At 46.7% G+C, this 1,286-nt stretch carries 1 protein-coding gene; it reads left to right on the top strand.

Annotated features, from left to right (window positions below; all coding sequences use genetic code 11):
* The first annotated feature begins 19 nt into the window (after window positions 1-19).
* A complete protein-coding gene (gene tuf / locus TT11_RS16505; protein ID WP_114701991.1) occupies window positions 20-1,210 on the top strand; it encodes an elongation factor Tu in 1,191 nt (396 codons plus the stop codon).
* The last annotated feature ends 76 nt before the right edge of the window (window positions 1,211-1,286 follow it).

The following is a 1,286-nucleotide window of genomic DNA, read 5'->3' as shown; positions in this document are numbered from 1 at the left end:
AAAAAAAGAGGAAATACCCATGGCAAAGGCCAAGTTTGAACGTAACAAGCCACACGTCAACGTCGGTACAATCGGACACGTTGATCATGGTAAAACCACCCTTACCGCTGCAATCGCAACCGTAGCTGCAATCACCTCTGGTGGCGAAGCCAAAGACTACGCGTCTATTGACTCAGCACCAGAAGAAAAAGCACGTGGTATCACCATCAACACCTCACACGTAGAATATGACACAGACAGCCGTCACTACGCACACGTAGATTGCCCAGGTCACGCCGATTATGTTAAAAACATGATCACTGGTGCTGCCCAGATGGACGGCGCAATCCTAGTAGTATCTGCAACTGACGGCCCTATGCCACAGACTCGTGAGCACATCTTGCTTTCACGTCAGGTTGGCGTACCGTACATCATCGTATTCATGAACAAATGTGACATGGTTGATGACGAAGAATTGTTAGAGCTAGTAGAAATGGAAGTTCGTGAATTATTGAACGACTATGACTTCCCAGGCGATGACACTCCTATCGTTAAAGGTTCTGCTACTGAAGCCCTAAAAGGCTCACAAGAAAAATACGGCCAACCAGCTGTTGTAGAACTACTAAACGTACTAGACACCTACATCCCAGAGCCAGAGCGTGACATCGACAAAGCATTCCTAATGCCAATCGAAGACGTATTCTCAATCTCAGGTCGTGGTACCGTAGTAACAGGCCGTGTTGAATCTGGTATCGTTAAAGTTGGCGACGAGATCGAAATCGTTGGTATCCGTGACACTCAAAAAACCACCTGTACTGGTGTAGAGATGTTCCGTAAACTGCTTGACGAAGGTCGTGCAGGCGAAAACTGTGGCGTACTACTACGTGGTACTAAGCGTGAAGACGTACAACGTGGCCAAGTACTAGCTAAGCCAGGTTCAATCACTCCTCACACCAAGTTTGACGCTGAAGTATATGTATTGTCAAAAGAAGAGGGTGGTCGTCACACACCATTCCTAAACGGCTATCGTCCACAGTTCTACTTCCGTACTACTGACGTAACTGGTGCAATCCAATTACAAGACGGTACTGAAATGGTAATGCCTGGTGATAACGTTGAGATGGGCGTAGAGCTTATCCACCCAATCGCTATGGACAAAGGTCTTCGCTTCGCAATTCGTGAAGGCGGCCGTACTGTAGGCGCTGGTGTTGTTGCTAACGTATTGAACTAAGACTTAAGTCTCAGCAATGAGCTTATGAATTAGTCATAAAAAAGGCCATCCTATCTAGGGTGGCCTTTTTTATTGA

Source organism: Psychrobacter sp. JCM 18901 (assembly GCF_000586435.1).
In the GTDB taxonomy this organism is placed as follows: Bacteria; Pseudomonadota; Gammaproteobacteria; order Pseudomonadales; family Moraxellaceae; genus Psychrobacter.
Note: the sequence above shows the minus strand (reverse complement) of the source record. Positions and strands in the feature narration are given on the sequence as shown.

What these genes read in the sequence shown, in the direction of transcription:
- tuf (WP_114701991.1), top strand. Translation starts at nt 20, where the DNA reads ATGGCAAAGGCCAAGTTTGAACGTAACAAGCCACACGTCAACGTCGGT.